This window comes from Streptomyces sp. ATLC9 (assembly GCF_057196705.1).
The window spans coordinates 1-5362 of sequence record NZ_JBXUOY010000324.1 but is presented as its reverse complement, the minus strand read 5'-3'; the positions used below and the strand labels follow the sequence as shown (position 1 = coordinate 5362).

General features: G+C 68.2%; 5 protein-coding genes and 1 pseudogene. 3 read left to right on the top strand and 3 right to left on the bottom strand.

Annotated elements, in window-relative coordinates:
• Nucleotides 1-141: 141 nt before the first annotated feature.
• Nucleotides 142-561: a winged helix-turn-helix domain-containing protein gene (locus tag AC2CJA_RS23695; RefSeq protein WP_484604714.1), complete on the top strand. Its 420-nt coding sequence runs from the start codon at nucleotides 142-144 to the stop codon at nucleotides 559-561.
• 529 nt (nucleotides 562-1090) lie between these two features.
• On the opposite strand, the gene AC2CJA_RS23690 is transcribed toward AC2CJA_RS23695, so the two are convergent.
• Together AC2CJA_RS23690 and AC2CJA_RS23685 are read right to left on the bottom strand one after the other, a co-directional pair.
• Nucleotides 1091-1501, bottom strand: a complete 411-nt coding sequence (locus AC2CJA_RS23690; protein ID WP_484604713.1) for a type II toxin-antitoxin system VapC family toxin — start codon at nucleotides 1499-1501, stop codon at nucleotides 1091-1093.
• Entirely contained in the window at nucleotides 1498-1722 is a 225-nt protein-coding gene (locus AC2CJA_RS23685; protein ID WP_019888794.1) for a hypothetical protein, read from the bottom strand. The genes AC2CJA_RS23690 and AC2CJA_RS23685 overlap by 4 nt, the downstream gene beginning before the upstream one ends.
• 608 nt (nucleotides 1723-2330) lie before the next feature.
• On the opposite strand from AC2CJA_RS23685, the gene AC2CJA_RS23680 reads away from it, so the two are divergent.
• Nucleotides 2331-2813 carry a hypothetical protein gene (locus AC2CJA_RS23680; RefSeq protein ID WP_484604712.1) on the top strand — a complete coding sequence of 161 codons (483 nt, stop codon included), beginning with the start codon at nucleotides 2331-2333 and terminating at the stop codon, nucleotides 2811-2813.
• 80 nt (nucleotides 2814-2893) lie between these two features.
• Here AC2CJA_RS23680 and AC2CJA_RS23675 read toward each other — a convergent pair.
• Nucleotides 2894-3970, bottom strand: a pseudogene (locus tag AC2CJA_RS23675) (IS630 family transposase).
• A gap of 245 nt (nucleotides 3971-4215) precedes the next feature.
• On the opposite strand from AC2CJA_RS23675, the gene AC2CJA_RS23670 reads away from it, so the two are divergent.
• Complete coding sequence (locus AC2CJA_RS23670; RefSeq protein WP_484604711.1) at nucleotides 4216-5229, top strand: IS630 family transposase; 1014 nt, start codon at nucleotides 4216-4218, stop codon at nucleotides 5227-5229.
• Nucleotides 5230-5362: the final 133 nt, after the last annotated feature.

Below are 5362 nucleotides of genomic sequence, written 5' to 3'. Positions count from 1 at the left end.
GAAGCCTCTGGTGGAGACGGATTTCTTGGTCGAAAACCCATCTACCAGGGGCTTCACCTGTCTGTCACCCCAACTGCCCCTCCAGCCGAACAGGTTGGAAAGAGCTCAGTGGGCACGGAAGGCGGCGAGGTGGCGGGCGTAATGACGACGCGGCGCGGGCGCAGGCCGACGGGCGGCGGGGTGCCGCTGACGTTCGAGGTCATCGCCAAGACCCTGCGGGAGCAGATCCACTCCGGGCGGTTGAAGCCGGGCGACGCGCTGCCGACGCAGACCGCGTTGATGCGGGAGTTCGGGGCCTCCAGCCTGACCGTGCAGAAGGCCATGGCCCTGCTGAAGCAGGACGGCTGGGCGGTATCGCGCCCCGGCAAGGGCGCCTTTGTCGCCCACCACGCTGACAGTGATGAACTCGATCACCCGGAGGGGAAGACCGGGCCCGCAGGCGGGACGGCGGCGCGCGTCGAGGCGCTGGAGCAGGCACTGTCCGAGGCCGTCGAGCAGCTCGCCGACCTCCGCGCCCGCGTCGAAGCCCTGGAAGCGGGCGGCACCGAGCGAGACCGCTGAATCGCGGCCCCGGGCGGCGCGAGGAACGTGCGTTCAGATTTTCTCTGCGAGGTTCAAGGCGGCACCCGCCCGCATTGGTTGACCGCCGTCGCCGACAAGCCCACCGTTCACTCGGGAGGGCAGCGCGGCAGGTGGCGAGCCGCCCCTGTAGCCGGGGCGTGATCCAGGGCTGCGAGGGCGGCAACCGGGCAGATCGCCGGGCTGACCTGAATTGGGCTCCTGGCAGAGCAAGTTGTCGCCTACGACCGCCCTACGGCCGGATCGCAGGCAAGGGCCGACCAGGGGGCCGACTCTTCACGCACGTCGCATCGGGCTCACCAGGGGCGGCAGCCGGCCCCCCGGCGGCGAGCGATGCCCCGGCGGCCCGCCGCCGGACTGGCAAGCGCACCGACACCGCCCCGACGCCCGAGGACGCCCTGCCCGGCGAACGAGCCGCCGGGCAGGGCCGCAGGGGGAAGCACCGGACAGGACACCGGTCCAAGACCCCGCCGACCCCCGCGCGACCGGGCACGTCAGCGCGGTGGCCCGGCTACGGCAGCAGAGTGAATGCCGGGAGGTGACCCGGGCGCACCACGCTGAAGTGGCGGCGGTCCAGGGTGGCGATGTTGACCGCGCGGTACTTCTCGGCGACCGCCACAACGAAGGCGTCGGCGGTGCCCAGGGGAAGGCTCGCGTACTGCTCGACCAGGTCGGCAGCCCGGCTGACCTCGGAGGAGGTCACGGGCACCAGTTCGTAGACGCCGTCCGCGACATCGCGCAGGAAATCAGCCTCTGCCTTGGCCCCGGCGCGACTGGCGAGCATGTAACCGATCTCGGTCAGCAGCGGGGCAGGCAGCAGGAGCGGGCCGGGGAAGTTCTGGAGCAGGTCGACGCACTGACGGTGGTAGTCGTCCTTGCGGTTGGCGGCTGCCACCACGGGGCCGGTGTCGATGACGATCACGCGCTCCGGGGCTCCTCACTGGCCCAGGCGTCGCGGACGATCTCCTTGGAGCGGACCGCGAGGTCGGGTTCGCCGTCGAAGACGCCGGTCGTGCGGAACCGGCGGCGGGGGCGCTCGCCGCGCTCCACCTCCGCCCACTGCCGCAGCAGCTCTATGGCGTCGGGCAGCCGGTCTTCCGGCACCGCGTCGAGCAGCCGGTGTGCTTCCTCGCGTACGGTCATGCGCTCAGTGTAAGGTCCGGAGCCCCCTGCAGCCCAGGAGCTGCCGGGCCCCCACTCTTGCGTAGTGGTCTATATCTCTGACGGCAGCGCTGACGGCAACAGCCACGGACACCAGGGCACAGCCACGGACGCCAGCGGAGCACGAAACCGCCGATGACCTGGGAAAACGCAGGTGGAGAGGGGGCGCATAGCACACGTACTATGTGCTGGCGGGGCAGACTCCGGTCCTCGTTCACAACAGCAACTGCACCGGTACGGTCTGGGATGACATCAAGGGGACACAGCCGAATTACCCCGGCTCTGACTTGCCTCGGTCGTTCGAAATGCAGGCGGGCGGTACGCGTGTTTGGGTTCACGGGAATGCAACCAAGCACATCGCCGAATATGCGCAGAATAAGGCGGCGAATATGGCGAGCCGAGAGCAAGTCGGACTGGCTACCCAGGTTCAGCTTCGCAGCTTGCAATCTTCCGTTGCAGGGGCGACTCGGAATGGTGTTCCTACAGGAAGGATGATTACTTCCGGCGGTTGGGAGCTTAAGTTCAGTCAGCGCCCGCAAGATTCACTCCCCGCTCTCGTTCACGCTCTCTATGTCGGTTAGGAGTGGCCGATGGTAAAAGTAACTCGGTGGGCTCCCTGTCCCGGTGCCGTTGTAGAGCAGGATCCGTGGATCCCGCTGGATGCCTCATGGGAAGTCGACAGGGATCGCCAACCTCTTTACCTGATGATTTCCGGCAGCTCTGGCGGCTATCTTGAAGTCAGGGTGCACCCTGAAAGTGGTCAACTGATGAGCTTGACAGTTATCGACCTTCCCCCGGAAGGGGGTGGCCTGGACTCGGTTCCCGAGCCGGAGTTGCTCGGGGATGTCGTGCCAGTACTCGACATCTCGGAATGGGAGGACGTCGACCCTGCCATTCGGATTGTGAGAAAAACCGTCGACCTGTGGCATGCTCGCCTTCCGGAAGGCGAACTACTAACCCTCGGTGGAGCTGTGACGGCTGTCGAGGCAAGCTGCGGCCCTGTTGTGGTGGGAGTGAGTCATCAAAGTGAGCTGACGCACTTCTGGTTCAGGATTGAATCAATGGAAAGTTGATCGCGTTCGACGCGGCGCGCATGCAAATCTGAAGCCCTGCCAGGTGCGTCCTGTCAGGGCTTCTGCGTGGGGTGACAGAGTTACGGAGGCTCCAGTCCGAGTCCGGTCTCGGCGATGAAGCCGTCGAGGATCTCGGGTCGGCGTTGGATGCCGCGTAGTCGGTTCTTCACGATCGGGGTCAGCTCGTCGATCGTGCGGGGCGCGAGGTTGGCCAGGGACTTCTTCAGGTGGGCCCACACGCCTTCGACCGGGTTGAGGTCGGGCGCGTAGGGCGGGAGCTTGACGATGGTCAGCCAATCGCTGTTGCGTTCGCGGAACTCCCGCAACGCCTTGGCGTGGTGGGTGCTGGCGTTGTCCCACACCACGATCAGCGGGGCATCACCGAGTTGCCGGTGGGCGGAGGTCAGCAGGTCCGCGAACCCGCGGGCTCGGAAGCCCTTCTTCTCGCCGGTCCGGCCCCGGTATGTCTGCGTCCGGTAGATCAGACGGGTCTCACGGCCCGGTCTGACGCAGATCATCCCGGCCATCAGGACCCGGCCGGACCCCCTTGCCCGTGACTCTGACCAGCGGCGTCCCCCCGCGCCGTGACCAGGTCCGGCCTTTGCCGGGTTTCAGGTCTTGCCCGGCCTCGTCCTCGAAGACCATCCACGCGCCCAGGAGCTGGGCCGTCCTCTTACCCGTGACCACTGCTCCGTCCGCCACCGTGCTACGGCCCGCTCGTCGCGCTCGACTGCCCGGTGTGCGGGGACTTGCGGTGACCAGCCCAGCCGGTGCAGCAGATACGACACCCCGCGCGGGGTGTACCGGTGCCCGAACAAGCGGTGAATCAGCTCCGCGACCCTTGCCAGGGTCCACCGTTGGTCCTCGCTCCAGCCGTGCGCCGCCGGTCCCGCTTCCAGCTCGGCCCGCAGCTGTTCTGCCTGGGCATCGTCCAGTCGGCACGGAAAGCCTCCGGCCCCCTTGGAGGCCAGGGCCGCGCTGCCGCCCTGGCGCCAGGCAGCGTGCCAGGCGTACGCCGACTTCCGCGACACCCGTAACCTGCGGGCCACCTCCGGCGGCCGCACCCCCTGCCCGAACATCTCCGCGGCCTCAAAGCGCACCGCTTCACGCTTCGCCCGCCCCGCAGCGGTCAGACCGCCGCCATCCGCATACCTCATGACGAGGATGTAGCACCGCCAACGCCGGCTGTCACCCCACCCTTTCAACCTCGGCGGCAACGACGACGGCAACCGAGACGCACCCCAGCACACTTCCACAGACGCCAGCGGACCAGCAAACTTTCGCTGACCTGCAAAAACGCAGGTGACGTCTACCCAGCGCGCACACGTACTATTGAGCGGGAACTGGTGGGTTGCTTGTTCGTTGATCGGGTGTGGTCGAGGTTGGAGATGCGCGGCGGTTGATGCCTGCAGAGCGGGAAGTGGTGCGACTGCGGGTGGTGGCCGCGCTGGAGTCCGGTGCGGTGCGTACCTACCGGCAGGCGGCCGAGGTGTTCGGCGTCTCGGAGCGGTCGGTGGGCACCTGGTGGCGGGCTTACCGGGCCGGTGGGCGGGAGGCTCTGGCGGTGCGGCGGTCCCGGCGTCCGGGGCCGGAGGAGCTGATCAGCGCGGAGGAACGCGGTGTGCTGTTCCGGGCGATGGCGGACTACTCGCCCGAGGAACTGCTGATCGGCGGCCCGTTGTGGACCCGGGTTGCGGTGCGGGAGCTGGTCCGGATGGTGACCGGGGTGGTGATGACCGAGCGGGGCGTGGGCAAGTGGCTGCGCCGGCATGGCTTCGCCCCGCAGCGCCCGGCCCGCCGCGCCTACCAGCAGCAGGAGAACAAGGTGCGCGCGTGGCTGGAGGAGGAGTACCCGGCCATCGCCGCCCGCGCGAGGGCGGAGAAGGCGGTGGTGGCCTGGGCCGACCAGTGCGGGCTGCGCTCGGACGCCGTCCCGCCGGGCCGTTCCTGGGCGCCGAGGGGCCGCACCCCGGTGGTGAGAGTCACCGGCCGCCGGCTGAGGATCAACGTCCTGTCCGCGATCGCCTCGCGCGGCGCGCTGTGGTTCACCGTCTTCACCGGCCGCTTCACCGCGAAGGTGTTCACCGCCTTCCTGGACCGGCCGGCCCGCCAGGCCGGGCGGAAGGTGCATGTGATCGCCGACCGGCACCCGGTCCACCGCTCCAGGGCCGTGACCGCCTGGCTCGCCGAGAACAGCGAGCGGATCGAACTGCACCTGATGCCCGGCTGCAGTCCCGAACTCAACCCCGACGAGCTGCTGAACGCCGATATCAAGCGGCACGTCCACGCCTCCCGCGCCCGCTCGGCGGATGACCTCGCCGGCGAGACCCGCCGCTTCCTGTGGCGCCGCCAGCGCCAACCCCACATCGTCTGCGGCTACTTCCACGCCCGCCACGTCCGCTACACGACCATGTAGGCAACTGAACAGTTCCAGCTCAATACAAGGTCGCTGGTGTCCCCGGGGTTCGTGATCGGTCTTTCGACACTCTGGAGGACGCCAAGGCGTGGCTTCGCCGGTCTGCCACGGATGAGGAACGCGGGGAGTTCGT

Bases quoted from the DNA above. Each gene is read 5' to 3' on its own strand.
- AC2CJA_RS23695 (WP_484604714.1), top strand. From the start codon at position 142: ATGACGACGCGGCGCGGGCGCAGGCCGACGGGCGGCGGGGTGCCGCTG.
- AC2CJA_RS23680 (WP_484604712.1), top strand. From the start codon at position 2,331: ATGGTAAAAGTAACTCGGTGGGCTCCCTGTCCCGGTGCCGTTGTAGAG.
- AC2CJA_RS23670 (WP_484604711.1), top strand. From the start codon at position 4,216: ATGCCTGCAGAGCGGGAAGTGGTGCGACTGCGGGTGGTGGCCGCGCTG.
- AC2CJA_RS23685 (WP_019888794.1), bottom strand. From the start codon at position 1,722: ATGACCGTACGCGAGGAAGCACACCGGCTGCTCGACGCGGTGCCGGAA.